The following is a 23,894-nucleotide window of genomic DNA, read 5'->3' as shown; positions in this document are numbered from 1 at the left end:
CAAAGAAAAATTTTAAAGAAATGAAAAAATTACCATACAATCTAAGAAAAACAACCTTTGCGAACTTCGCGCATCCCTTGCGATCTTTGCGGTTAATTGCATTCCTGTTAGCAAGCACGCTAATATCAGCGCAAACCAAAATATCTTTAGAAAAAGCAATAGAACTTGCCAAATCAAACAACATCGACTTAAAAATTGCTGATAAAGAAATAGAAAAACAAACCGTTTTAAAGAAAACGGCTTTTCAGCCAGATCCGTTACAAGTGCAGTATCAAGGCGGACAATTCAATAGCGTTGATTTTGATCATAATGTTTCTGTACAGCAGTTTTTTCCGTTGGGAAACATTACCAAAGCCAATAGGCAATTACAGGAAGAACTCGCAAAATTGGCTGAAAAACGAAAAGCTTTATCTTCTTATGAAGTCGAAAAAGCAGTAACTCTGGCATATTATCAATATTTGTATGGCGTTTCAATTCAGAAATTAAACTCAGAATTAAATGAGATCTACACCAAATTTTTAAAGAATGCCGAGCTCCGTTTTAAAACTGGAGAAAGCGGTAATATCGAAGTTATAAGTGCGAAAGCGAAAGTAAAAGAAATCGAAACCCAAAAAGCACAGCTAGAATACGACTTGGCTATTTACCAGAAACAGCTTCAGTTTTTTGTTCAGACCAATGAAAACATTATTCCAGATGAAAATACAGCTTTGCAATATACTTTCGTAGAAAATCAAGAAACCTCGAAAGCAGAACTTCTGATGACCGATTTCTATCAACAGCAAATTTCGGTTTATCAGAAAGAAGCTGGAACTTTTAAAGCACTGCGAACTCCAAAAATCGGTTTAGGATATTTTGCGCAGACTATTAATACTGAATCGCTTTTTCAAGGTTTTACCGCAGGATTGCAGATTCCGTTGTTTGGAGTTGTGAATACGACAAAAGCGAAAGCTGCTGAAATCAGTATTTCGCAGTCTCAAATGGCTTTAGACAAAAACAAAATGATTTTAAATCTGCAAAAAGAAGAATTACAGAATAATTTCCTAAAACAGCAAAAGAACGTAGCCTATTATCAAAATGAAGGTTTGCAATATGCGAATCAGATTATTGACACAGCCCAAAAAAGTTATGCCAATGGCGATATGAGTTATTGGTCGTATATCAGTTTTTTAAATCAGGCGATTGATATTAAAAAACAATTTGCAGAAGCGACTCACAGCTATAATCAAAGCGCAATCGAACTCCAATTTCCAACTATCAAAAACAATTAAAATGAAAATAAATTTAACCGCAAAGATCGCAGAGATTTTATCACAGAGTCCGCAAAGAAAATTAGCCTATAGCTTACTGCTTATAGCTTACTGCGGAATTTTAAATTCTTGTAATGAAAAAAAGACAGAGGAAATACACGAAGAAGAAAAATCACAAACGGAAGTTGCTTTAACCGAATCTCAATATAAAACTGTAGGTATTGAAACAGGATTTGTAGAAAACAGAAACCTGAATAAAATCATCAAAGCCAATGGCTACACGACAGTTCCACCGCAAAATTCCGCTGAAGTTTCGACTTTAATTGGCGGAACGGTAAAAGATATTTATGTTTTGGAAGGAACATTCGTCAACAAAGGAAAAGTTTTAGCAACCATTCAGAATTTGGAAGTAATTGAGATGCAGGAAGATTATCATTCGGCTTCTGCCAATGTCGAATATCTACAGTTAGAATATAACCGCCAGAAAACCTTGAGTGATGAAAACGTAAATCCGAGAAAGGTATTTCAGGAAGTAAAAGCAAAATTAGCAGCCGAAAGAGCGCGTGCGCAGGCAGCCAAAAACAAATTAGAAGCTTTGAATGTTTCCACAAAAGGAAGTTCGTCTCTAGTTCCAATTGTAGCTCCGATAAATGGTTACGTTGGAAAAATCAATATTGCGAAAGGCGCTTTTGCTGATACAGGAGTTTCGCTTTTTGAAGTGGTTGACAATAGCCAGATGCATTTAGATTTGAATGTTTACGAGAAAGATTTGGGTTCTATTTCGATTGGTCAGGTAATCGATTTTGTATTAACGAATCAATCGAATAAATCCATTAAAGGAAAGATCTTCGGAATCAATAAATCTTTTTCTAACGAAAGTAAAACCGTTGCCGTTCACGCCAAAATCGATCCAGCCGATGCCAAAGGTTTGATTCCTGGAATGTATGTTTCTGCCAATATCAATATTACAAATGCAACCGTTCCTGCATTACCAAAAGATGCTGTAGTTCGAAATGCAGATAAGTATTTTGTTTTTGTACAAGAAGAATCGCATACTGAAGAAAAACACAAGCATACCGAAGGCGAAAAAGAAGAATCTCATGAAAAAGAAATTCATTTTAAAGCAGTTGAAGTAATGCCAGGAACAACAGATTTAGGTTTTACAGAAGTAAAATTTGTAGATAAAATTGATTCAGAAGCAAAAATAGTTACTAAAGGGGCTTTTTATCTGCTTTCTGCCATGAAGGGCGGTGGAGAGCATGAACATTGATTTTTTTTTGAAGGTGCTGAGGTTCTAAGGTGCTGAGGTTCTAAGGCTTTTAATGCTGAAATTTGATAGCAAAGTCGCAGTGTCTCCAATTTTCTTTTAATAATTGAATTGCCTTCTGCTAAAGCTGTAGGCAATTCAAAATAAAAAACTTAGTGCCTTAGCGCCTTTGTGGCAACAAACAAAATGCTTAAATTTAGAACATTAATTTATTCAAAGGTTAAACTTGCAGCCCGAAACAAATAAACTTGAAACTTTCCCATGATACATCAAGATAAAGAAGTTAAAAATATAAAAAGTAAACCCAAAACTACATGCTGTTGTTCGCATGACGAACCCGAGCATTCTGATAATGATGGGCACGACCACGACCACGACGGACACGATCATGAACATAATGTAGAAGGCAGCTGGTTTAAATTGTTTTTACCTGCCATAGTTTCATTCGTTATATTATTGATCGGAATTGCCTTTGATAATTACTTTCCACAAAGTTGGTTTACAGGATATGTGAGAACTATTTGGTACGCCATTGCTTATCTTCCAGTTGGGCTTCCTGTTTTGAAAGAAGCTTATGAAAGTATCGTAAAAGGAGATGTTTTTTCAGAATTTTTCTTAATGTGTATTGCCACAATTGGTGCGTTTGCTATAGGAGAATATCCAGAAGGTGTTGCCGTGATGTTATTTTATACGATTGGAGAAACCTTTCAAGGAATGGCAGTTAATCGGGCTAAATCTAGTATTAAAAGTTTATTAGACCAACGTCCTGATGAGGTTCATGTTTTAGAAAATAATGTGTCAGTAAAAGTCAAAGCCAAAGACGTTCAAATTGGCGCTGTTATTCAGCTTAAAGCAGGAGAAAAACTAGGATTAGACGGCGAATTATTATCAGATTCGGCTTCGTTCAATACAGCGGCTTTAACAGGAGAAAGCAAACCCGACACTAAAAAGAAAGGCGAAACTGTTCTGGCAGGAATGATAAATGGAAACACTATTGCAGAAGTAAAAGTAACAACTGCTTATAACGACAGCAAATTGTCTAAAATTCTTGAATTGGTGCAGAATGCAGCAACAAAGAAAGCTCCTGCGGAATTATTCATTAGAAAATTTGCAAAAATTTATACACCAATTGTAGTATATCTGGCGATTGCTATTTGTCTGCTTCCCATGCTTTTCGTAGATAATTATGTTTTCAGCGATTGGCTGTACAGAGCTTTGGTCTTTTTGGTAATTTCTTGTCCTTGTGCTTTGGTAATCAGTATTCCGTTGGGTTATTTTGGAGGAATCGGTGCTGCCAGTAAAAACGGAATTCTGTTTAAAGGCAGTAATTTTCTAGACAGTATTTCGACGATTCAGAATGTTGTTGTTGATAAAACCGGAACTATGACCGAAGGTGTTTTTAAAGTGCAGGAAGTCATTATAAAACCTGAATTTGATAAAGAAGAAATCCTGAAGATGGTCAATGCTTTAGAAAGCCGAAGTACACATCCCGTTGCAACTGCAATTCATAATTATGCGGGACAAATTGATACTTCAGTTGAATTGAAAGATATTGAAGAAATCTCGGGACACGGTTTAAAAGCTTCATATAATGGAAAAGAACTGCATGTAGGGAATTTTAAGCTTCTGGATAAGTTTTCTATTGCTTACGACATTGATCCGACATCAATAGTGTACACTACAATTGCAATTGCTTACGACCAGAAATTTGCAGGTTATTTAACCATTGCCGACGAAATCAAAGTTGATGCCCAAGAAACGGTTACCAAACTAAAAACTTTAGGGGTTAAACTAACCATGCTGAGCGGCGATAAAACAAATGTGGTTCAATTTGTAGCTGATAAACTCGGAATTGTAAAAGCTTTTGGGGATTTGCTTCCAGAAGATAAAGTCAACAAAGTCAACGAAATTAAAGCCAGAAACGAAACTATTGCTTTTGTGGGCGATGGCGTAAATGATGCACCCGTAATCGCTTTAAGCACAGTGGGAATTGCAATGGGAGGTTTAGGAAGCGACGCCGCAATTGAAACTGCTGATATTGTCATTCAGGATGATAAACCGAGTAAAATTGCAATGGCCATAAACATTGGGAAGCAAACCAAAAAAATCGTCTGGCAGAATATCACTTTAGCTTTCGTCGTAAAAGCTTTTGTTTTAATTCTCGGCGCGGGCGGACTGGCAACAATGTGGGAAGCTGTTTTTGCTGATGTTGGAGTAGCTTTACTAGCAATTTTGAATGCTGTTAGAATTCAGAAGATGAAGTTTTAATTTGTACCAAAAAATAAAAGCCCATTTTCAAAAGAAAATGGGCTGATTAGATTTACAGATTTAGTGCAATTTACAAACTAACTAAATTATTTAGGCATTTCTGGTACCATAATTCTTCTGGTTGGCGTACTCAAAGTTTCAATAAAAGCTAAAAGATCACTTATTTCTTCTTTGCTTAAATTTAGTTTCTTAAGTGCAGGATCTACTTTCGGAATTAGCGAATCTCTTGGAGTTCCCAGATATTTTTTCTGAACGGGAGAAGGATTTCCTCCATTATACAATTCTACCACATCTAAAAGAGTTGGAAAATGCCCGTGATGCATCCACGGTTTTGTGTTTACCACTTCGCGAAGCGTTGGCGTTCTGAATTTGCCAATATCTTTTACATCTTTCGTCACATTATAACGCCCGAAATCTTCATTTTTCGTTCCAAATAAAGTCTGACCGTCATTATGAAACTGATTATCGCTGAAATAAGGTGTATTATGACAATTGATGCATTGTGCCTTAGTTCTGAACAAATGCATTCCTTTAACCTGTGAATCAGTATAAGCCTCTGATTTTCCGCTCACAAAATGATCAAATTTACTTTTCGGACTATTAATTGATCTTTCGAAAGTCGCAATTGCGTACTGAATTCGCTCTAAAGTCACTTTTTTATCTCCAAAAGCGGCAGCAAACAGTTGATTATAACCTTTAATCTTGGCAATTTTATCTACGGCAATCGTTAGTTTTTCATTCATTTCTAGCGGATCTGAAACAGGAAACTGCGCCTGATCTTCTAAACTATTAGCGCGTCCGTCCCAAAATAAGGATGTGGCATACGCCGAGTTTAAAATTGTCATCGAATTACGTTTTCCCGTTTGGCGATCATGCCCGAAAGAACGCGTCAAATTATCCGTCCAGCCCAATTCCGGATTATGACAGGAAGCGCAAGCAATTTGTCCGCTTCGCGATAACCTCGGATCAAAAAACAAGATCTTTCCCAAACTTTCTTTTTCCTTAGAATACGGATTATAAGCTGGATAAGGAACCGCAGGAAGTACTCCAATATCCTGAAATTTAGTTTTATCGATACTTTCATGCAATTCCGCAGCAGGCCATTTTGAAGCATCACCGCCAGAATAAATTTTTCGTAATTCCTGAACATCAATATAATCTGGTTCTTCAACGCTTTTATAAGCCGACAAACCCAGCAGGAATAGGAGAGGGAAGATTAGTTTTTTCAATTTGCTTTGTTTTTTTATGTTTTTGTTTTTTTGTTTTTTTTTGTTTCAGGTTTCAGGTTTCACGTTCTGCAGCAACCTGAAACCTGAAGCCTGAAACTTGAAACTTTTTTTACCCGCCAAAAGCTTTGTCAAAGTTTTAAACTTTGACAAAGCTCAATTACCATCAACCATTAACCATTAACCATCAATCATCAACCACCAACCACCAACCACCAACCATTAAAGCGTAACTTCTTTCGGGCATTCAATACTTAAAGGAGTTGGTTTGGTATAAACTCTGTTATTGTACATTCTGTATTGCGTAGAAACAGTTCCTCCAAAAAGTTTATCATTTGTTAGTTTTAGTTCAAATGAAATTTCGTATAAACCATTGCTGATTTCTTTGTAAGTTCCATCTCCGGAAATAGCTATAACATGTGTATTTGTGGCACTCGATCCGATAGTAATATCCTGCGGAATTACGAGAACTGTTCCTTCTGTTTTGCTGTTTCCGTTTGCTGGGAAAAACTCTAACGCTGAGGTGATATTAAATCCAGGAGAAACTGCAGCCGAATTACTTTCATTTGAAAACCACCTTTTTAAGCCAAAAGAATTAACTGTATTAGTCCCAGTTGAAACATTAAATCCTATTTTGAAAGCGTCGTGGTAAACATCGTCATTTGGATTTGCTGTCCCTTTATCGCTGTATAAAATAGCATTTTCGTTATCTTTTGTTACAATAACCGGAAAAGTTAAAGCGTTAAAAGTCTGCCATGTACAGTTTCCATTATTATTGAACCAATGTTCGCCGTATGTCAAATAAAAGGCATTGGTTGGATCTGTAAATTTTGATGCGGGATACGCCTGAACATCTCTTGGCGATTTTATAGGTTTTACAATAGTAAGATTAATACTTCCGGTGGCGTTATAATTTGGAATATTTACTAATGTAATTTTTGATTCATAACGGGCATCATCATTTTGAATATCTTCAAGCAGTGTTAAATGATAATTGATGGAACTTCTGTTGTCACCAAAATCGTCATGCGTTAATGAATATTCAAAACCATTTTGGAATTTGAAAATAGATGCATTTTCTATTTCAGAAGGGAAAAATCCGTTAGGGAAATTTACTTTAAAGTCAATAGTTTCGCCAATTTCTCCTTTGATCACATATTGGTTAACAGGAAAGGTGTAATTGGTTGCAATTGTTCCTAAATCAATTTTAAAAGTATCATTTGGATAGGTTGAATTTAAATTTCCGATATGAATTTCTGGATCTGAAACGGTTTCTAATTTTAAAGTAATACTTTGGTTAGCAGTCCATCTTTTGTCAAAAGAAACTGCGATCGTATCTGTTACTTTACTTCCTTGAAAAATTAATTGATTTACAGGATTTACCGTAAAACTTTCGCTGTCATTTGTTGATGAAACAGCGCTAAAATTGGCAGTAACCGTATTTTTTAAGTTACGAGTTGTTAATGCAACTGGCACTTTCAATGTTTTTACTGAAGTATTTACGTAATTAGACACAGGAGCTAAACTTCCGTTTACAGTTGGATATTCTACAGGTGTATTATCGCTTTTTACCAAGAAATTGAATCTTAAAAACGGATCAATTTCAGAACCTAATTTATAATCGTCTTTTGAGCAGGAAGTAAATAATACTGCTGTAAACAATATGCTTAATATCTTAATACGAGTCATTTTGTTGTAAGTTAGGGTTAAGATTAGTGTTGAATGTTGGTATTGGCAGCACAAATTTTAAAGAAGGATATGTCACGCTGCAGCTAGTTGAAATACAGCCGTCATTTCTTGAAATATTCTTATGATTGCGAACAAGATCAAAAAATAAATGACCTTCAAAGCAAAGTTCTTTTCTTCTTTCTAATAAAATATTTTCTTTAAGATTCACCGTACTAGTTAATAATGCAGCATTTGCACGGGCGCGGATAATGTTGATATCTGCCATAGCGATATCGGCTCTGTTGGTTTCATAAGCAGCTTCGGCACGTATTAAATACATCTCACTCAATCTGAATGCAACATAACCCGCATTATTTTGGAATTTTCTAGTGAAATTATAATTTACGGGAGCTAAAACGCCATTTACTAAAGTCTGCAACGGTTGTGTCAGGAATAATTGTTTTCTTAAATCCGAATTTTCATAGAGATTAACCAAATCATCAGATGCGACATATTTATTATAGCTTGTTGCCGATGTATATCCAAAATAGCTTGCCATAGAACTACCAGCAACACCCTCAGAATCTTTTGGAATCGAAAATTCTAATAAAATTTCAGATACAGGAAGATCTGTTTTTGCCCATTCTGCAAGATAATTGTCTTTTTCTACTAGTTTAACTTCAGAATTTGTAATGACATCATTCGCAGTTTCATAAGCGTTTGTCCAGTCGTTTTTTTGTAAATATACTCTCGCCAGTAAAGCCTTAGTACTGTTAACATTAAAGTAAGAATATGCAGGTCCGTTAAGTAACGAACTTGAAGAGTAATTACTAATAGCCTCTTTTAAATCGTTTATAATTAAATTGTAAGTATTAGCAGCAGTTTCTCTGGCTGGATATTGTATTCCTGCTTTAATTGATTTTGTGTTGTAAACAATTCCTAAATGAGAAGCATCTGGAGTATAATTATAATCCTGACTGTAAACAATGGCTAAAAGAAAATGTGCATAAGCTCTTATTGTCATGGCTTCTGCCATAATTTGTTTTTTCTCTTCTTCGGTAGCGTCTTTTAGAGCAGGCGTATATTCTAAAATTAAATTGGCTTGATTGATAATATCATAACTTCCGTCGTAAAAAGATTTAAAATTACTAGTCAGTGCTAAATCATCAAAAGAATAAACCTGCTCTAGGTTTGCAGCTGGCGATATTTGCCCTCTGTTTGTTCCCGAAGCTGTTGGTGTAAATTTGATATTTCCTCCCTGCAAATCTGCATAAACAGCAAAACGTTCGTCTCTTACATTGGCTTCAAGTTCTGTATAAAGACCTGTTAAGGCAGTAATTACACCTTGCTTATTCTGCAAAAGCTCATCAATAGAAGTTTGTGTTCCGGGTTCTTGCTCCAAAAAATCACTACAGCTTTGTAATGAGAAAATCAGAAAAAAGAATGTGATGTATTTTGAATATTTCATTTCTTTAAAATTTTGCATTAAGTCCCAGAGAAATTGTTATTGCCTGAGGATAAATAAAACTATATTCACGTATTCCGTTCATTCCTTTCGGACTTTTTGCTTTATACCAATATGCCACATTTGAAGCATCTGCAAAAACAGCAAGCGAATCCAGAAAAGTATTTTTCAGGGGTACATTATAACTCAAATTAATGTTGCTGATTCTAACATAAGTTCCGTCATAAACATATTTACTCAAGTTTGAAAGAAGAGGAGCAGAGGTAACTGCTGATTGCGAAACAATATCTCCAGGATTTTTCCAGTGGTCTGCCGCATTTACAGAAAGATTTCTATTTAGAGTATTGGAATATTTATCGATGTAAACATCAGAAATAAAAACATCTCCTCCAAGTTGAAAATCTCCTCTAACCGATAATGTCAGATTATTGTAAAATGTGAAGTTGTTGTAAAAACCTCCATATGCATCTGCCTGAGTATCTCCAATCGGCACCCAGTCTGCAACGGTATGAGTATCATTGTATGTTTTTGTATCGTAAATTTGTCCATTCTTTTCGACAAGATCTCTTCCAGTTGCGGGATCAACTCCAACCCATTTTACCCCCCACAAAGTGGTAGTGCTGTAACCAATTTTTTGAGCTAAAGCGACGTTTGCTAATGCATAGTCACTTCCTAAACCTTTTAGATCTGTTACTTTGCTCTCTACTGTAGAAATATTAAATGTCGTAGTCCATTTAAATGGCTCGCTTTTGATCCATTTAATTCTGGTTGTAAGTTCGAAACCTTTGTTGTACATACTAGAGGCATTTAATTGAACAGAATTATATCCAGTTTCTGTAGGAATATCTCTAGTCGTAATTAGATCACTTTTATTATCATAATAATATTCAAGTGTTAATTCGATTCTTTTAAAAATATTAAAGTCAAAACCAACATTAAACTTTGTATTTTTCTCCCAGCTTAAATTGCCGTTTGGCGCGGCTCCCGTAGTTGCTCCAGAGTTGCCATTATAACCGTTTTGACTAATATTATATAAACCTTTTGATCTGTATGAACCAATTCTTGAGTTACCTGTAGAACCGTAACTTGCTTTAAATTTCAAGAAATCAATCCAAGTGTTTGATTGTAAAAAGTTCTCATTACTGGTAATCCAGCTTAAACCAGCACCTCCGTTGAGGGCAACATTAGTATCATCTCCAAAAACCGAGCTCTCGTCGCGTCTTAAATTGGCTAGAACATAATAACGTTTTTTATAGTTGTAATTTACCTGAGATAAAAAGGAAACTCTAGAATTATAACTGATTTCATTTCGATAAGTCTGACCGCTTTTAGATTCGTCAACTAAAGGCGTTGCTAAATTATCGTCTCTAACCGCATCGGTCACTTTATTAATCTGATCTGGATTCACGAATCCAACTCCAGATTTATAATTAAAATCTGTTCTGTCTTCAGACAATTCAAAACCTGCAATACCATCAATTTCGTGGTTTTCAGACAATTGTTTATTAAATAAAACTTGTCCCTGCCAGTTCCATTTAGTTGAATTTCTTTGATTTAAAAGTCTACGTCCCCATGCTGGATAAAGAATTCCGTCTAGCGTAAAAGAGCCATTAAACTGACCACTTTCGTTTGCAGCAGAAAAGTAACGATCTTGCTCTTTATCAGTGTAGTCCATTCCAAAAAGTGTAGAAAATTTAACTGCTTTACTAAGCTGATACGATAAATTCAAACTTCCTAAAAGACCATATGTCTGTGTTTCATTTTTATTTTGTTCAATAGCTGCCAGCGGATTTCCTCTCGTCATACCGCTCACTCCTAAATCTGCGTAAGAACCGTCATTATTGTAAACGGCAAGAGTAGGCAAATAAGCAAAAGCAGCGAAGATATTTGGAGCATCTTTTTGAACATAACTTGGGTTAAGCATTAAATTAGCACTCCATTTACCCGAATTGTATCCTAAATTGATTCCTGCATTTAGTTGTTTGGTTTCATTTCCTAATTGAGGTTCGTCAATTTTTAAGTAACTTACATTAGTACGGTATGAAAATTTTGAAGTAGCACCAGAAACATTAAAATTATATTTATTATAAATTCCTGATCTGTTTAAAACATCAAACCAATCTGTATTAACACCGTTATAAGCAACAGGAACATAGCCCGTAGTGGTATTTTTCATGTACTCATTTCTAAGATCTGTAAATTGCTCGCCACTTAGATATTTTATTCGGTTAATAGCTGATGAAACACCAAGCTGGTTAGAAAAACCGAATTGTGTTTTCCCTTTTTTCCCTTTTTTAGTAGTAATTAAAATTACTCCATTAGCACCATCTGCACCATAAATACCAACTGCTGCAGCATCTTTTAAAACCGATATGGTTTCGATATTTTCTGGAGCAATTTTCATCAGCGGATTGGCTAAATTTTCTGCAGAATCTCCTTTTCCATCAAAAACATCACTGTCTATTCCAAATTCCTCGCTCATTACCACACCATCTACAATTATTAAAGGCTGAGTAGAAGTTCCCGTTTTTGCTCCTGTTAAAGATGATAATGTTCCCTGACCTCGAATATTAATTTTTACTGGACCACCAATACCAGAAGTATTTTCAACCATTACACCGGCAATTTGCCCTGTAATCATTTTATCGATGCTTTCTGAAGCTTGTTCTACCGCAATATCTTTGGCATTTAAAGTCGAAATACTTCCTACAATTTCCTCTTTTAATTTTGTAGTTCCATAAGATGAAGTAATAACAACAGGATTTAATTCGTCTGTAGTTTCCTGAAGATAGAAAACAAAATCTTTATTATTTCCTGCTAGTTTTGACTGCGTTTCCATTCCTAAAAATCCAACTTCAAGTATAAGATTCTGGATGTTATTTCCTTTTAACTGATAAACAAATTTCCCGTTAGAGTCAGTTATAGCACCCATTCCAGTTCCTTTTATACGTATAGTTGCACCTGGAAGCGGTTGTTTGTCTGTGGCATTATAAACCGTTCCGCTGATGAATCGTTCGGTTTCCTGCGGTGTGCCAGAATCATTTGTAGAACTTGCACTGGTCAGTAAAACCTGCTTTTTCTGAATATAAAAAGAGATATTTTTTCCGTCAAATAACTTAGTCAAAGTGTTTTCCAAAGATGCGTTATCAACATTAATATCGGCTAATTGTTCCGCATCAATTTTTCGGGCATTGTAAATAATCCTATAATCGGTCTGCTGTTCAATCGATTTGATAATTAGGCTTATAGGTTTGTTTTTTACATGTAATGTAATGGTTTTATTTTGAGAAAAAGCTGAAAAACAGGATAATAGGAAGCCTAAGAAAAATAGAATTTTTCTTAAATTGGAATGTATCGTAAATGTCATGTTTTATTTAGTTATGGAAAATTGGTGTTATGGTTATGGTGTTTTGTTTAATAGAATAATTGAATGGCGTGTCACGTTTTAGAAGCTCTAAAATATTGGCGACACTAGACTCACTGATTTTTATTGAACCTGTAAAACTCTGTTTGGCCAAAACAGTATTTTCGTTGATAATTTCAACGTCATAAGTACGTTCGATAATTTTTGCAATAGTAGAAAATGGGGTATTTTGAAATACAAGTTCGCCTTGAGTCCAAGCTTCATAAACAGCTGTGTCAACTGTTTGTGTTATGATTTTTTGCGACTCATTCTGCCACACTGCCATTTGGGACGGCTTAAGCAAAACGGCATTTAAAGGATTGTCTTTTTCAGACATTTGAATACTTCCTTCAACCAAAACACTACTCACAGTTTTGTCTTCAGGATATGCACTCACATTAAATTTTGTTCCGAGAACTTCAATATCAACTTCATCAGAATGCACTATAAATGGATGCTGTTTGTCTTTGGCAACCTCAAAAAAGGCTTCACCAGTTAAATAAACATTTCTTTTTCCATTTATTCCAAATTGCTCCGGATAACGCAAAGTAGTTCCAGAATTCAAACTCACAAACGTACCATCTGAAAGTGTAAGCTTAAATCTTTTGCCATAAGGAACTGTAAGGGTATGGTAAGAAACTTCCTTATCAAGAACTTTTCCGAAATAAATAATTCGGTCTGAAAATTTTCGAGCGATTAATTCGCCTTTACTATTGACTAAATTATTCTCATTTTTCTGAGTGAAATATTCAAAACTTCCATCGCTTAATTCCAGAACAATTTCTTTAGAAGCTGTTGTTCTTTCATTAAAATAAAAAGCAAGCCCTGCTAAACCAATTAAAACGACAAGAACGGCCGCGTATCTAAAATACTTTCTTGCATTGTTTTTTGGTTTCAATGCCATTACGGAAGCAGTATTAGGTGAAATAGTTCCACTAATTGCTGTTAAAGTCCAAGTCTTTTTTAAAGTTATAAATTGACTTTTGTTTTCTTCTGAAGCATCAATCCAATCAAAAAGTTCTTGAACTTCTTGTTCTGAAGCTTCATTAGATAAGTATTTATAAATTAGTTCCGATGTCATAAATGCGTTTTTAAACTTGTCGCTATAGTTAGTACACCTCAGAATTAAAATACCCTACCTTTTATTCTTAATTATTATAAATAAGGATAAAAATTAGAAATAAATAGTCGGATAATTTTGTTTTTAAAATCTTCAAAGCCTTTGTCATATGGGCTTCTACAGCTTTTAAGCTAACATTCATTTCTTCGGCTATTTCTGCATTTTTTTTATTCTCAAAGCGTTTTTTTATAAAAACTTCGCGGGTTTTGGGCGGTAATTCGTTAATCGATTCCTGAATAATGCGCTCCAATTCTGTTAATTCTAGTGTGTCGAACTGAATTGAATTTAAAACCTCAATATCCAATTCTCGTTCTTTGTGGTTAAGCAGGTCATTCTTAAATTTGTCCTTCACTTTATTGTGACGGATTAAATTCAGACATTTTGATTTGGCGTAGGTAAATAAGAAAGCTTGAATGCCGTTAATAGATTCTACGTTTTCTCTATTTTGCCATAAGTGTAGTAAGGCTTCTTGAGCAAGGTTTTCAGCTTCGTCCTGATCGTAAATAAACTGAACGCTGAAAGATTGGATTCTCCTAAAATATTTATCGTAAAAAAACTTAAATGCAGTTTCGTCTCCTTCCTTAAAGGATTTGAAGAGATTTAATTCGAAACTGTTATTGTGGTTCATGAAACGAAATTTACTTAGGATAAGCAATATTAAGTAAATTTTAAAAACTACTCAGATTTGCTCAGAAAGCGGCAAATATAAAAGTTTATTTATATTAATTCTAAATAAAATAAAATTATTGATTGTTTGCAGAAATTTTATTCAGAATAGGTTTAGAAACAAGAATTTGCTTGTGTTTTTCTAATGCAAAATTGTTTGATAGGCTGATATTTTTAACGCAAAGAGCGCAAAGATTTTTTGACATGCTGAGTTTTATTAAAACACAAAGTTCGCAAAGCTTTGTAAGACCTTTGCGAACTCTGTGTAAAACCTCTGTGTTCTCTGTGGTTTAAAACGTTTTACCTATCCAAAGCTAAAAACTTAGCGTCCCGAGGCTTCGGGATTGCGTAAATCTTAGCGTTCTTTGCGGTGAAATTATGCGGTTAAAAAAATTAAATTGCTTCACGTTTAAAATTCCTCCATCCAAAACCAATCAAAACTAAATTGAAAAGCAGTAATGGTAAAAACGCTTTTACGAAACTTATTTTAGTTGGATCATTAAACGTTTCGACTTTAAACTTATCCCATTTTTCAGCATTTACGGGAGCTTCTGAGAATATTTTTGGATAAAAATACAATCTCATTTTTTCATGAAAATGCTTCGTTTCTTTCAAAAATAAAAGCTGATTTCCTAAATCGGCGTGGGCGATTTCGTTTAGCTGCAGCTGCGTATGAAGCGTGGGTATAAATTGTGCAATTCTCTGACTGGCAAGGTTTCGCTGCTGTAATTTGGTTTCCAATTCGCCGGATTCTGCTGCCGACTCATCGTCGCCCATTTGCTGCATCGCGTAGTACCAAAGCCAGCTGAATTCTTTTTCTGGTAAAACATAACTTTTAAACTGCGGGTAATGTTTGTAAAATTTCTCCACAGTCTCATTTTTATCCATGTCCCATTTTTCGTGATATGCATTTCGCTGTTTCAAAGTCAGTTCTAAAGCTTCTGGAACTTTGTATTGATTAACGATGTAAGCATTAATTCCAGCAGGAACAATGATTATTAAAAACAACCAGACCGTCAATAATAAAACAGCATTAAAATTAGAATTTTTTTGAAGTGAAACAATAAAAAAGCATACCGAAAACCAAAATAAAATATACAGAATCCCTAGTCCGTAAAAGAGGATAAAAGTCTGATCCAGTGGAATATTCAAGAATAAAACAGCTGTCAAAAGTAAAATAGTAAACAATGCGATTAAACTCAAAATTCTAACGTAAAATAACTGTAGAATGTAAATGAATGTATTCTGACTTTGCGTTGCTACAATTTTCCAAGTTCCGCTTTCTTTTTCTTCTGAAATAAGATTGTACGAAAAGGAAATTATTAAAAGCGGAAAAAGATAAATCATCACAAAACTGAAATCGATATTTCCTGCCAGAAGATTATTCGGGTTATTGAGTTCTGAATCGTATTTCTGACCTTCTAAACCGCGAATCGTAACACTTTGAATTGAAGGATTTACATCGCGTTGTCCGATTGCTAAACTGTTTATAGGCAGCGTTTTATTGACTAAGGAGAATTTGATGTAATACAATAAAAGTCCGATTTCATCTTTATGAAATGCGGCATTTCTGGCGATATGTTCTTTCTGATAAACAGCAGCTTCTTCAATATTACTCTGCTGTTTTTCCTGAAATTGTTTTCCAATTAAAAGACTTATAAAACCAATGCACAACAAGAAAAGCAGCCCTATTTTGGTTCCTTTTGACCGAATGAAATTTTTATATAATAATACTAACATATTAAATGGCTTTAAGTTTTTTGGATGCAATTCGAACTAAAATGAAAAGCAGTGAAATCCAGAGAATAATTGAAATAATCGAGATAATTTCGTTTTTAAGAACCGTTCCGATTTTTTTAGGTTCGTAGTGAAATTCTTCTACATCGGCCCAATGTTCTTTACCAATCGTAAGCGGTTTATCATTTGGTCCAGGTTTTTTATTGCTGATGTATTTAATCTGAAGTCCATTCATTTTCTGCGCCATTGCATAACGATAATCTTCGGCTTGTTTTTGAAAATCTACATACGATTCGTAATCAGTATTGGATAAACCCATCGATAAGTTTTTCATCGCGATATACGGATTCAAAAAGGAAACTGCCTTTGAAAAGCTATTCTGCTTTTTGTAAATTTTTAAAAGCTCGGCTAAATGCTCATTGTAAATTCTGGAACTAATTTTTTCTCCTTCTGTCATAATATAACCAGAGTAATTAAAGGGAAGTTTTTGCACAGAATCGACTTTGTAAGCGCGAAGCAGTGAATCTTTTATGGCTTTATAATGCGGATCATTCGGATTATGGCTGTCTCCCTGCTTCAAAATATCTTTTTCGATATCGCTGTTAAATTGGATCTTAGAAGGCGCTTCGTAAATATATGCCCCAATTGCCTGCGTTGTTCTTGGCAGAATAATGGTAAAAAGAAGCCAAATTCCAATAAGTGTGATCAAAGCTTTTTTAGATGTTTTGCTTACTGCCGAAATTAAAACCGCAATAACACAGATGAAAAGGAGATAAGCCAAATGAAAAAGAACAAATAAAAGCATTTTTACGGTCTCGTCTGTCGTAACGACGAAGTCTTGTAGAAAAAGCCAGACCAAAACCAAAACAATAATAGTTGGAACAAAAAGCATCATAATGACACTTGCAATTCCTAACGTTTTTCCAATAAGAAGCTGTTTCCAACTGATTCCCTGCGTTAAAAGGATTTTTAAAGTTCCGTTTTCACGTTCGTATGCAACAGCATTAAATCCGAGGAAAAAAATAAGCAGCGGTAACAAAACCTGAAGCACCATTGCAATACTGATTTCGCCAAAACGGAGCATACTGTTCGAAAATCCAGCTTCAGAGAAATTGGCTGTATTTTGTTTGTGGGCTTCCAAGAAAATTGCATTTCCAAAAAAAGGTTCCATTCCAAATTCGAAAACGCTCAATGGGGTGCTTTTTCTAAAAGCAAAGTTTCCATAATGCGCCATTCTATGCGGATTCTTATCTGGATTTTTCAACCAGTCTTCTCGAGATTCATGCTGATATTTTTCGCTGGTTTCGTTTTGACTCTTATAATTGTCCCAGCCCGTGAATGCGACATATAAGAGCAAAATTCCAATAAAAATGGTAATAATATAAACTGCCTGATTTTTAAAAATCGAGTTTTTAAAATGTCTGGCTATAAGGAGTTCTGTGTGAAGTAATTTCATATAAATTAAAATTTATAAGTTACGGTTAGGCTCACGTTTCTGGGACTTCCCGGAAACAAACGCAGGTAATTCTGCGCGCCCAGCCAATAGGTTTTATTCAAAAGATTGCCTGCGTTTACAGCAATCTGCATATTACTATTATTTGGTTTGTAATAAAGAGCAGCATCAAAAATGGTGAAATCTGGAAGAGTAAAATCTCTTGTAAACCAAGGCACTTTACTGCTTTGATACTGCATTCCTAAACCAATTCCGAAATCATCCAGAGCAGAGTCAGAAGCAAAATTATAGCGTGTCCAAAGATTGGCGCTGTTTTTTGGCGTATTCTGCTTTCGCTGTCCAATTAATGAGGCATTAGCATCATTTGTAATTTCGGCATCAATGTAACTGTATGAAGCATTAATCTGCCAGTCTGGAGTAATATATCCAGCCAAATCACATTCAAAACCACGGCTTCTTTCAGAACCTCTCGTTACCAATAAATCTGGGTTAGCAGGATCATTGGCGTTCATTAATATATTACGCTGATTGATTTCGTAAACAGCAGCATTAAAACTTACGGTATTATTGAAGAAAACAGCTTTTAGACCAACCTCTTTTAAATCACTTTCCAAAGGTTTGAAGAGACTTCCCGCAGGTAAACTTCCTGTCTGAGGCATTAAAGTAGTTGTATTGGACTGAGGCTGATAACCCTCCAAGTAAGTGGTGTATAGATTAATAGCATTATTAACAGCATACGTAACGCCAATTCTAGGCAGTAATGCAGATTTTTTAACCTTTATCTCGTTGTTGGTTTCATAATTGGTAATATCTTCGAACCATTCGTTTCTTATTCCCAATAAAAAAGTAAATTTTTTCCATTGAATCTGATCTTGAATGTAAATTGCGTTTGTTGTTGTAAGTGCAGACGGAAGCGCTGTACGAACATTTAAAACATAATCCTGCGTATTTCTTAAAGCGTAAGAAGGATTGTTTAAATCAAAGAAATTGACGTTTGGTTTGGGTAGCACGATACCGTTTACAGTTACAGTTTGATAATTTGATGCATTTGCAGGAACAAAAGTACTCGCCACAGTTCCGTCATTTAATAAATAACCTCTCGCAGCATTTTGCCCGCCGCCGATGTTCTTGTTCCAGCTGCTTAAATCGTAACCAGTTAATAGTTTATGATTGAGTTTGCCTGTTTTAAAATCAAAATTTAAATAAGCGCTTAGATTATCGATATCCCAATATTGCTGGCGCTGCACAAACTGCATCATGGCAAGACTCGTAACTGGCTGATTGTTCATGTCTACAGCAAAACCATTGGTGGTACGATGTTCTTGCAGGTTTTCTGTCCAGGTTTGTTTCATATACGAAGCATTGAAACCAATTTTTGATGTGAATTTATGAGCAAAATTGGTCATCAAAATCATTTCTTTCGATTTAAAATAATCTCCAGAGGCACCTAGATTGAGACTTATTGGCGTTGTATGTAAATTGGTTTTACCTGCAACAGCTCCAAAAATCGGTTGTCCGCGGTCTAGAACTCCAGTCATGTCGCTTAAAATCAGCTCAGTATTGATAGCTGTTTTTTCATTCGGAATATAACTGAAAGAAGGAGAAATCAAAAAGGACTTATTATTGACTAAATCCCGAAATGATTTGGCTTCCTGATACGCTCCGTTGACACGATACAAAAGTGTTTTAGATTCGTTTAACGGACCTGTAAAATCAAGTGTTCCTCGTAAAGTACTAAAGCTACCAACAGTTAGGCTAACTTCCTTTCGGTCTACTGCCAAAGGTTTCTTGGTCACCATATTAATACTTCCGCCAGGATCGACAGAAGAAAATGTAGCACTCGACGGACCTTTGATTATTTCAACTCTTTCAATATTACTAGTTAAAGGTTGTAAAAAATAGTATTGTCTGGTTCGCATTCCGTTTATAATCTGTCCTTCTTCATTTTGACTTATACCGCGAATCGTATATTGATTGTAATAACTGGCAGGAATTACACCGCTGGCCATTTTTACTACATCAGCAAGATAAATTGCTCCTTTATCGGCAATTAATTCTTTGGTAATAGTCGAAATAGACTGCGGAATATCTTTATTTAAGGCAGCAGTTTTGGTTGCCGAAAAAGAGTAGTCGCTATTGTATTTTCGCGTTGAGCGTCCTACAATCTCAACAGTCTGCAATTCGTTTCGCTTGGTTTCCAGTTCAAGAGAATCCTTAATGATGCTGTCTCTAACTTTTTGATTGCTTTGCGAATGGACAATAGAAAAAGTGCTTACTAAAAATAGTAAGGAAAGTAAATGTTTCATTTTTATCGAGATGGAAATCGGTTTTTCCTTTTAAACAGTTTGTAAATACAAATCTTCCAATTCGTTTGCAGAGATTTTTGATGCTTCAATTACGGTAACTAGATTTCCCTGCTTCATAATTCCGATATGAGACGCCACTTCGCGCGCTCTGAAAATGTCGTGAGTTGCCATCAAAATTGCCGTTCCATCTGTAGAAAGCTCTTTTAAAATTTGAGAAAACTCATTAGAAGCTTTTGGATCTAAACCACTTGTGGGTTCGTCCAATAAAAGCACTTTAGCTTTTTTAGCAATTGCAATTGCAATTCCGACTTTTTGACGCATTCCTTTAGAATAGCCGCCGAGATTTTGGTCGTGTGCTTTGGTCTGAAGTCCAGCTTTGTTTAAAAAATATTCCAGTTCACCTTTTGAATATTTGAAACCTGCCAGCGAGGAGAAAAATTTAAGATTTTCTATACCCGTTAAATTCGGATAAAGCATTACAGTTTCTGGAATATAGGCGACAAATTCTTTAGTAGTTTTTGCGTTTAATGTAACGGGAATATTATTGATAGTTAAAGATCCTTCTGAAGGTTCTATAAACCCTAGAAATAAATTAATAGTAGTTGTCTTTCCGGCGCCATTCTGCCCTAAAAGAGCAAATATTTCACCTTCTTTAATAGTTAAGTTTAAAGCATTTAAAGCAGTGTAATCACCATATTTTTTGGTTAGATTTTCGGCTGTAAGCATAATTATATTATTTGGATTTGGATATATTTTGAAAATGACAGCATTCTAAGCTATAGGAATAGGCTAGAATTCTGAATAGTATTAAATGAGGGGAAATTTACAGCGGTTTATTCGCGAAAGCGCAGATAGAGAAAGGAGCAAATAAGATCTCTTTGCACTAATCTTTAATTTGAAAACAAAGATTTGACGCGATAAAATAAAACTAGTAAACTAAAATAGAGCAGGAGGTGCTCGTAAAGCAAATAAGCTTCCTTTGAATAATGTTGAAACTGATTTGGTATAAGTAAATACCAGTTTAGTTTCTACATATGTTTTTTGAAAAATTACAGCCTGAAAAGCATTTGGAATAAATGTGCTGAAAGAAAAATGACAAACATGACAATTTGTATCAGTAGAATGACTGTGTGTTATTTGTTTCTGATTGGCACTTGAATGATGCTGACAAGGTTTTTCTGAAAGTTGTCTAAAGAAATGTTCATAAGAGTGCACAGTTTGAAACAGCATTGCGCACAATACTGCAAAAGATGCTATGAAATTTACAACTACGATTCTCCTTTTCATTCAGTGGTATTTCTGTGCAAAACTAAGTATCTAATACTGAAATAAGTAATTGCAACAATGTTGCAAATATAGATATCTTATTTTTAAATATTCCAAAAAGCTGTTATTTTTTATACAAATTTAAAGTCAAAGCCTTTAAATACAACCAATTTACAGGTTATTGTACAACAGCTGAAGTGTATGAAAATCAGACGATCCATCAAAATATTTATGCAGAACTTCTTGAAAGATAGGTTCTGAATTTTGGACACTTGCAAAAAGTGTCATGGAGGATTGCAGTCTTTCGGCATCAGTACTTCCGAATATATCGTTTACCTTTTCTTTTTCTTTTTTGATTAATTCGGCTGTAATTTCAACCAAATGTTTACCTAAAATTGGATGTTCAAGAAAAGCAATTGCTTCGTCGGCATTTTTAATTTCATAAAATTTAGAAGTATCACTTGAACCCATTCCTTTTATTTGTGGAAAGATAAACCACATCCATGGAGATTCTTTTTTGCCTTTTTTTATTTCGTCTAGAGCTGTTAAATACAATTTGTTCTGAGCATCTAAAAATCGGACTAATTCATTTTTATTGTAAGCCATTATTTACTGATATTAACTTGGGGTACCAGGCTGTAAATCTACTGAAAATATGTTTAGTTGTATATTACCAAATCCTTTTTTTAAGGTATTTTTTATGTATGAAATTAGCTTAAAAAAGATAGTTTTCAGTGAGAAAAATTACTTCAAATTATCTCATCAAAAAAAATTCATTAGTAATAAAAAACCGACTAACAACTTCGTTTTTTGTTATAAAATATAAATTTCGTTGGCAGTTCTGTTATGATTTTCCTATTTTTACTCAAATGACAGTTTGAAAACTGTTTTTATGAATTAAAATTCGAATTGATATTTACCACTTTACAATATCAATTTTTTCTAACGAGCCTTTCGCTCATCTAAAAACAAATGCTTATGAAAATAGGATTAATCGGATTCGGAAAAACTGGAAAATCAGTAGCTTCAATATTATTAGAAAATAAAAAATTCTGCTTAGAATGGGTTTTAAGACAAAGTACAACTTTAGAACACAGATCGGTGCCTGAATTTTTTGGAGTGCAGTCAGACGAACCCGGCTTAATCTATTCTAGTTCCAAAACTCCTATTGAAGAATTGCTGGAAAGCCATCCAGTAGATGTCATTATAGATTTCTCTTCTCATCAGGGAATTTACACGTATGGTGAAGCTGCAGCAAAAAAGAACATCAAAATAATTTCGGCAATTTCACATTATAAAGACAAGGAATTGCAGTTTCTAAAAAAGTTAGGTCAAAAAACAACTGTTTTTTGGTCGCCGAATATTACTCTCGGCGTTAACTATTTATTATTTGCCGCTAAATTTTTGAAGAAAATTGCGCCGTGGGTTGATATTGAAGTAAATGAAGAACATTTTAAAGCTAAAGAAGGAACTTCGGGAACTGCCATTAAAATTGCAGAAGCGCTCGATGTTGATAAAGAGAACATCAATTCTGTGAGAGCTGGAGGTATAGTTGGAAAACATGAAGTAATTTTTGGTTTTCCTTTTCAAACGGTTCGAATTATACACGAATCAATTTCTAGGGAAGCTTTTGGAAACGGAGTAATTTTCGTAGCAGAAAACATCAAAGAAAAAGAAAACGGATTGTACAATTTTGAAGATATCTTGACACCTTATTTTGCGGTTTAAGATTTTTGGTTTGCCACAAAGACATTAAGGCACAAAGTCTTATCCCATTTTTGTCATTTCGATCCCGAGGCTTCGGGAGAGAAATCTCCGTTAGAAGCTCTACAAAGATTGGATTAACTTTGCGGAGTCACTTTGCGGAGATTTCTCTCCCGAAGCCTCGGGATCGAAATGACAATTAATACTTTTTATTTTAAATAATAAATTGATAAATTTATTTCCTAAAAGCTATAGCTTTCATATATTCCAGATTCATTTTAGCAATTGAAAGCACCGAAATTCCCTGTGGGCATTCGATTTCACAGGCTCGTGTATCAGAGCAAGCTCCAAAGCCTTCTTCATCCATTTTCTTTACCATTGTAATGGCACGTTTAGAAGCCTCTACTTTTCCTTGTGGAAGCAAAGCTAAGTGTGTTATTTTGGCACCTACAAATAAAGCGGCGCTGGCATTTTTGCATGAAGCCACACATGCCCCGCATCCAATACAAGCAGCGGCATCAAAAGCTTCTTCTGCAGTTTCATAAGAAATCGGAATACTGTTAGCCTCAGGCGCCTGACCTGTAGATGCGCTAATAAAACCTCCAGCTGCTATAATAGAGTCAAAAGCTTTTCGGTCTATTTTTAAGTCTCTTAAAACAGGAAATGCTTTGGCGCGAAAAGGTTCAATATAAATGGTATCGCCATCTTTAAAACTTCTCATGTGAAGCTGGCAGGTTGTAGTATTTTTTAAAGGACCATGAGCTCGTCCGTTAATCATCACACCACACTGACCGCAGATACCTTCACGACAGTCGTGATCAAATTCGATAACACGCTCACCTTGCTGAATAAGATATTCGTTTAAAAGATCCAGCATTTCTAAAAAAGACATATGTTCAGATACTTCATCAATTTCATAATCTGTCATTTCTCCTTTTGATGAAGTATCAAATTGACGCCAAATTTTAAGATACAGCTTCATGTTTTTTTGTTTTTTAGTTTTCAGTCTCAGTTTTCAGTCTCGGTTTTCAGTCTCAGTTTTCAGTCTCGGTTTTCAGTCTCGGTTTTCAGTCTCGGTTTTCAGTCTCAGTTTTCAGT

General features: G+C 34.9%; 17 protein-coding genes. 4 read left to right on the top strand and 13 right to left on the bottom strand.

Going from position 1 to position 23,894, the window contains the following annotated elements; genetic code table 11:
• Positions 1-20: 20 nt before the first annotated feature.
• The 3 genes from ASE40_RS17140 to ASE40_RS17130 all read left to right on the top strand — a co-directional run bounded on the left by ASE40_RS17140 (position 21) and on the right by ASE40_RS17130 (position 4,782).
• Positions 21-1,268: a TolC family protein gene (locus ASE40_RS17140; RefSeq protein ID WP_057119827.1), complete on the top strand. Its 1,248-nt coding sequence runs from the start codon at positions 21-23 to the stop codon at positions 1,266-1,268.
• Position 1,269: 1 nt separating this feature from the next.
• Complete coding sequence (locus ASE40_RS17135) at positions 1,270-2,517, top strand: efflux RND transporter periplasmic adaptor subunit (protein WP_057118347.1); 1,248 nt, start codon at positions 1,270-1,272, stop codon at positions 2,515-2,517.
• A gap of 258 nt (positions 2,518-2,775) precedes the next feature.
• Positions 2,776-4,782: a heavy metal translocating P-type ATPase gene (locus tag ASE40_RS17130; RefSeq protein ID WP_057118346.1), complete on the top strand. Its 2,007-nt coding sequence runs from the start codon at positions 2,776-2,778 to the stop codon at positions 4,780-4,782.
• Between the two features lie 86 nt (positions 4,783-4,868).
• Here ASE40_RS17130 and ASE40_RS17125 read toward each other — a convergent pair whose 3' ends face one another.
• From ASE40_RS17125 to ASE40_RS17070, 12 genes are all read right to left on the bottom strand, one after another.
• Positions 4,869-6,011 carry a cytochrome-c peroxidase gene (locus ASE40_RS17125; protein ID WP_082586827.1) on the bottom strand — a complete coding sequence of 381 codons (1,143 nt, stop codon included), beginning with the start codon at positions 6,009-6,011 and terminating at the stop codon, positions 4,869-4,871.
• A 219-nt stretch (positions 6,012-6,230) separates the two neighbouring features.
• Complete coding sequence (locus ASE40_RS17120) at positions 6,231-7,697, bottom strand: hypothetical protein (protein WP_057118345.1); 1,467 nt, start codon at positions 7,695-7,697, stop codon at positions 6,231-6,233.
• Positions 7,684-9,144, bottom strand: a complete 1,461-nt coding sequence (locus ASE40_RS17115; protein WP_241774388.1) for a RagB/SusD family nutrient uptake outer membrane protein — start codon at positions 9,142-9,144, stop codon at positions 7,684-7,686. The genes ASE40_RS17120 and ASE40_RS17115 overlap by 14 nt, the downstream gene beginning before the upstream one ends.
• Before the next feature lie 4 nt (positions 9,145-9,148).
• Positions 9,149-12,508 carry a SusC/RagA family TonB-linked outer membrane protein gene (locus ASE40_RS17110; protein WP_057118343.1) on the bottom strand — a complete coding sequence of 1,120 codons (3,360 nt, stop codon included), beginning with the start codon at positions 12,506-12,508 and terminating at the stop codon, positions 9,149-9,151.
• 7 nt (positions 12,509-12,515) lie between these two features.
• Positions 12,516-13,625: a FecR family protein gene (locus tag ASE40_RS17105; protein WP_057118342.1), complete on the bottom strand. Its 1,110-nt coding sequence runs from the start codon at positions 13,623-13,625 to the stop codon at positions 12,516-12,518.
• A gap of 67 nt (positions 13,626-13,692) precedes the next feature.
• Positions 13,693-14,292: an RNA polymerase sigma-70 factor gene (locus ASE40_RS17100; protein WP_057118341.1), complete on the bottom strand. Its 600-nt coding sequence runs from the start codon at positions 14,290-14,292 to the stop codon at positions 13,693-13,695.
• 431 nt (positions 14,293-14,723) lie between these two features.
• Positions 14,724-16,070, bottom strand: coding sequence for a DUF3526 domain-containing protein (locus tag ASE40_RS17095; RefSeq protein WP_057118340.1), 1,347 nt, complete (start codon positions 16,068-16,070; stop codon positions 14,724-14,726).
• A gap of 1 nt (position 16,071) precedes the next feature.
• Positions 16,072-17,523: an ABC transporter permease gene (locus ASE40_RS17090; RefSeq protein WP_057118339.1), complete on the bottom strand. Its 1,452-nt coding sequence runs from the start codon at positions 17,521-17,523 to the stop codon at positions 16,072-16,074.
• Between the two features lie 5 nt (positions 17,524-17,528).
• Positions 17,529-19,826, bottom strand: coding sequence for a TonB-dependent siderophore receptor (locus tag ASE40_RS17085; protein ID WP_057118338.1), 2,298 nt, complete (start codon positions 19,824-19,826; stop codon positions 17,529-17,531).
• A gap of 30 nt (positions 19,827-19,856) precedes the next feature.
• On the bottom strand, positions 19,857-20,552 hold the full coding sequence (locus ASE40_RS17080; protein WP_057118337.1) for an ABC transporter ATP-binding protein: 696 nt from the start codon (positions 20,550-20,552) through the stop codon (positions 19,857-19,859).
• A gap of 210 nt (positions 20,553-20,762) precedes the next feature.
• Positions 20,763-21,113, bottom strand: coding sequence for a hypothetical protein (locus tag ASE40_RS17075; protein ID WP_057118336.1), 351 nt, complete (start codon positions 21,111-21,113; stop codon positions 20,763-20,765).
• A gap of 150 nt (positions 21,114-21,263) precedes the next feature.
• Positions 21,264-21,698, bottom strand: a complete 435-nt coding sequence (locus ASE40_RS17070; protein WP_057118335.1) for a DUF1810 domain-containing protein — start codon at positions 21,696-21,698, stop codon at positions 21,264-21,266.
• A gap of 372 nt (positions 21,699-22,070) precedes the next feature.
• Between ASE40_RS17070 and ASE40_RS17065 the strand changes: the two genes are divergently transcribed.
• Positions 22,071-22,820 (top strand): 4-hydroxy-tetrahydrodipicolinate reductase, encoded by a 750-nt coding sequence (locus ASE40_RS17065; RefSeq protein ID WP_057118334.1) that lies wholly within the window; start codon positions 22,071-22,073, stop codon positions 22,818-22,820.
• Positions 22,821-23,031: 211 nt separating this feature from the next.
• Here ASE40_RS17065 and ASE40_RS17060 read toward each other — a convergent pair whose 3' ends face one another.
• The gene (locus tag ASE40_RS17060; protein ID WP_057118333.1) at positions 23,032-23,778 is read right to left on the bottom strand and encodes a succinate dehydrogenase/fumarate reductase iron-sulfur subunit; all 747 of its coding nucleotides are present in this window, start codon (positions 23,776-23,778) and stop codon (positions 23,032-23,034) included.
• Positions 23,779-23,894: the final 116 nt, after the last annotated feature.

The organism is Flavobacterium sp. Root935, assembly GCF_001429295.1.
Lineage (GTDB): Bacteria > Bacteroidota > Bacteroidia > Flavobacteriales > Flavobacteriaceae > Flavobacterium.
Note: the sequence above shows the minus strand (reverse complement) of the source record. Positions and strands in the feature narration are given on the sequence as shown.

Bases quoted from the DNA above. Each gene is read 5' to 3' on its own strand.
- ASE40_RS17100 (WP_057118341.1), bottom strand. From the start codon at position 14,292: ATGAACCACAATAACAGTTTCGAATTAAATCTCTTCAAATCCTTTAAG.
- ASE40_RS17070 (WP_057118335.1), bottom strand. From the start codon at position 21,698: ATGGCTTACAATAAAAATGAATTAGTCCGATTTTTAGATGCTCAGAAC.
- ASE40_RS17140 (WP_057119827.1), top strand. From the start codon at position 21: ATGAAAAAATTACCATACAATCTAAGAAAAACAACCTTTGCGAACTTC.
- ASE40_RS17115 (WP_241774388.1), bottom strand. From the start codon at position 9,144: ATGAAATATTCAAAATACATCACATTCTTTTTTCTGATTTTCTCATTA.
- ASE40_RS17080 (WP_057118337.1), bottom strand. From the start codon at position 20,552: ATGCTTACAGCCGAAAATCTAACCAAAAAATATGGTGATTACACTGCT.
- ASE40_RS17135 (WP_057118347.1), top strand. From the start codon at position 1,270: ATGAAAATAAATTTAACCGCAAAGATCGCAGAGATTTTATCACAGAGT.
- ASE40_RS17060 (WP_057118333.1), bottom strand. From the start codon at position 23,778: ATGAAGCTGTATCTTAAAATTTGGCGTCAATTTGATACTTCATCAAAA.
- ASE40_RS17120 (WP_057118345.1), bottom strand. From the start codon at position 7,697: ATGACTCGTATTAAGATATTAAGCATATTGTTTACAGCAGTATTATTT.
- ASE40_RS17075 (WP_057118336.1), bottom strand. From the start codon at position 21,113: ATGAAAAGGAGAATCGTAGTTGTAAATTTCATAGCATCTTTTGCAGTA.
- ASE40_RS17110 (WP_057118343.1), bottom strand. From the start codon at position 12,508: ATGACATTTACGATACATTCCAATTTAAGAAAAATTCTATTTTTCTTA.
- ASE40_RS17105 (WP_057118342.1), bottom strand. From the start codon at position 13,625: ATGACATCGGAACTAATTTATAAATACTTATCTAATGAAGCTTCAGAA.
- ASE40_RS17130 (WP_057118346.1), top strand. From the start codon at position 2,776: ATGATACATCAAGATAAAGAAGTTAAAAATATAAAAAGTAAACCCAAA.
- ASE40_RS17065 (WP_057118334.1), top strand. From the start codon at position 22,071: ATGAAAATAGGATTAATCGGATTCGGAAAAACTGGAAAATCAGTAGCT.
- ASE40_RS17090 (WP_057118339.1), bottom strand. From the start codon at position 17,523: ATGAAATTACTTCACACAGAACTCCTTATAGCCAGACATTTTAAAAAC.
- ASE40_RS17095 (WP_057118340.1), bottom strand. From the start codon at position 16,070: ATGTTAGTATTATTATATAAAAATTTCATTCGGTCAAAAGGAACCAAA.
- ASE40_RS17085 (WP_057118338.1), bottom strand. From the start codon at position 19,826: ATGAAACATTTACTTTCCTTACTATTTTTAGTAAGCACTTTTTCTATT.